This window comes from Novipirellula sp., from assembly GCF_041583735.1.
Classification (GTDB): domain Bacteria; phylum Planctomycetota; class Planctomycetia; order Pirellulales; family Pirellulaceae; genus Novipirellula.
In genome coordinates this window covers 1-2529 of sequence record NZ_JBFHFD010000917.1, presented here as the reverse complement: position 1 = coordinate 2529, position 2529 = coordinate 1, and the positions used below count along the sequence as shown (strand labels likewise).

Annotated in this window: 3 protein-coding genes; all 3 read right to left on the bottom strand. The window is 56.3% G+C overall.

Features of this window, described 5'->3' with window-relative positions; genetic code table 11:
* The coding region (locus ABX962_RS34550; RefSeq protein WP_372726205.1) for a GAF domain-containing protein at positions 1–543 on the bottom strand (543 nt) is incomplete at its 3' end.
* Entirely contained in the window at positions 540–923 is a 384-nt protein-coding gene (locus tag ABX962_RS34545) for a response regulator (RefSeq protein WP_372726204.1), read from the bottom strand. The genes ABX962_RS34545 and ABX962_RS34550, both read right to left, overlap by 4 nt.
* A complete protein-coding gene (locus tag ABX962_RS34540) occupies positions 901–2367 on the bottom strand; it encodes an AI-2E family transporter (protein WP_372726203.1) in 1467 nt (488 codons plus the stop codon). Before ABX962_RS34540 ends, ABX962_RS34545 begins: the two co-directional genes overlap by 23 nt.
* Positions 2368–2529 lie beyond the last annotated feature (162 nt).

The following is a 2529-nucleotide window of genomic DNA, read 5'->3' as shown; positions in this document are numbered from 1 at the left end:
TCGCTTCAAGGCGGTGATCTGCGCGTCATCGGGCGTCCGGGGCTGAGTATCGATGACACACAGGGTTCCCAACGCGAAGCCGTCCGGTGTCACCAGCGGAGCGCCCGCGTAAAAGCGAACGTGCGGCTCGCCGACGACCAGTGGGTTGTTCGCAAAGCGGACATCCAGATGGGCATCGGGTACCACCAGGACGTCGTCCTGCAGCAGAGCATGGCCACAGAATGCCAATTCACGTGGCGTTTCGCTTGCGGAGAGGCCGACCGTGGATTTAAACCATTGCCGCTTCTCGTCCACCAGACTGACCAGTGCGATGGGAGTCTGGAAAATCTGGGCAGCAAGCGAGGTCAGGTCGTCAAATTCCTTTTCCGGTAGCGTGTCCAGAATCTGGTAGCGACGAAGCGCGGCAAGCCGCTCCGATTCATTCGCCGGAAAATCAGCGGGCGTATATGGAAGCGCGCAGGCGGATAGCCGTTCAAGGCTTTCCGACCCGTTTGAGGTTTCGGAATTCGGAGTCGCCGGCTGCGCGTTGTCGTGGGGCGTCATGGGACGTCGCTTCGCAGTTTCTTGAGAATCGTTTCGATCTGGGATACCAACAGCGGCAGTTGCACCGGTTTTGTGTGATACTCGGCGCACCCCGTGGCAATTAGGCGTTCGCGGTTTCCTGGTGCTTCATGCGCAGTCAGCGCGATAATGGGCAGATGTTTCGTGTCGGGCGATTGCTTCAGCAGCCGAGCCGCCTCCCAACCATCGACGTCGGGCATATTGAGATCCATCAGGATTAGATCGGGCGACTCGGTCTGTGCCATGCGGATCCCTTCGGCTCCGTTGACAGCTAACACGACATCAAAGCCACGTCGCCGTAGTCTTCTCGAGAGCATATCTCGATTCATCTCATTGTCTTCAATCATCAGAATCCGTGGCATGACCACTCCTTATTAGGCGGGCGGGACTGTTGCTGCGGTTCAGTAATGCGAGATCCAAAATTTGCTTGTGCGTCTGATCGATCGAAGTCGTCACGTAACTCGCACCTCGCGATCGCATCTTGACGAGCACCTCGTCAAATCGCTTTTTATTACCCCAATAACCGACGATGATTTGCAGATCCGGGAACGACTTGCGGAGACGCCGGCATAGATAACTGGCCTGTGGCATTCCGCTCGGTGGGATCACCGCTAGGAAGACGGCGTCCCAATGCTGCTGCTGCACCAGATCGACGACCTCGCTCGGAAGTGCCTTGGTCGTCAGTGAATGGACGAAATACCCCTCGGGACCGAGTGCTTGTGCAAGCATCTCCACAGCGAGCTCCTCGGACTTGTGATGCGCGGCACATCCGAGTATGCGTAGTGTCGGCTTTTTCGTTATCGCTTCGGGGGAACTGGGCCCGTCTTCTGTGACCCTCTCACTAGCAGAGCCATTGCGGTCGCTCGCTGCGGCAGCATTCCGATCGGTCGCGTCTCGTGAGCTGCGGCGGTTCAAAAATCCACCCTTTGACTCGTCGGAAGACCGAGCCCGATCCGCTAAGATGTCATGAGTGGCTTGCAAAACAAATGCTTCGTCCTCAACCGAAATCTGCTCCCGGTAACGATCCTTGCGGGCTCGCACGATGGCCGGCATCATAATCTTATCGCATATGTGTTGAAATTCGAGCGTGTCCCCTGACAGCTCGCGGGCCAATTCTCTCGCTTCCAATTGATCACGAGCCAGCAGTCGCTGGTAAAAGCGAACGTGTGGTGGCAGCACAGGTTCATCCCCCAGCAACACCACGAAGATCCGAAACCGAGGTACATGCTGACCAAGAACCACGAGACAAACTGTCAGTGGAGTAGCCATTACCAGGCCAATCGGTCCCCATAGAAGCGTCCAAAATGCAGCGGTCAAGATCAGCCCGACTGCGGAGATACCGACGCTGTGTCCAAACAGCAGTGGCTCAATTACCATGTTGCTGATGAGTTCCAACGCGACGATAAAGGCAATCACCAACAATGGTTGCGACCAACCTTCAAACGCGACCAAGCTCGTCACGATTGGGAAAATCGCACCCATCCAGGGCCCGACGTACGGGATATATCGCAGCAGCGCCGCCATCAATCCCCATAACAGTGCAAAGGGGACACCCACCGCAGATAAGACCAAGCCAAGGGCCAGACCGTAACTGGCATTGATCAGAAACTGCATCATCAGATACCGGCCAATCCGTCGCCCCGCGTCGTCCAGAGCCCGCGTAGTGACTGACAGCTGACCGTGTCCAAACAGTCCGATCAGACGGTTCCGCAGATCCTCGCGGCCAATCAGCATGAAAATGACCAGCACAACTACGAGTGCGGTCGTCCCCAGCGGACCCATCAGCGGACCGATGGTGGCCATCATGTAAGCCCACTGCGACTGCGACTCCCCTCTGTGCCAACATGAGTGAGACAACTTTGAAGTTTTTCAAAGTCGAGGGCACGGAAAGTTTACATGACCGAAATCGCCAACAAAAAAGTTAAGAAAAATCCTGAGGTGGCTGAGAAAGCGACCCGTCGTCGCTTT

What these genes read in the sequence shown, in the direction of transcription:
- ABX962_RS34545 (WP_372726204.1), bottom strand. Translation starts at nt 923, where the DNA reads ATGCCACGGATTCTGATGATTGAAGACAATGAGATGAATCGAGATATG.
- ABX962_RS34540 (WP_372726203.1), bottom strand. Translation starts at nt 2,367, where the DNA reads ATGATGGCCACCATCGGTCCGCTGATGGGTCCGCTGGGGACGACCGCA.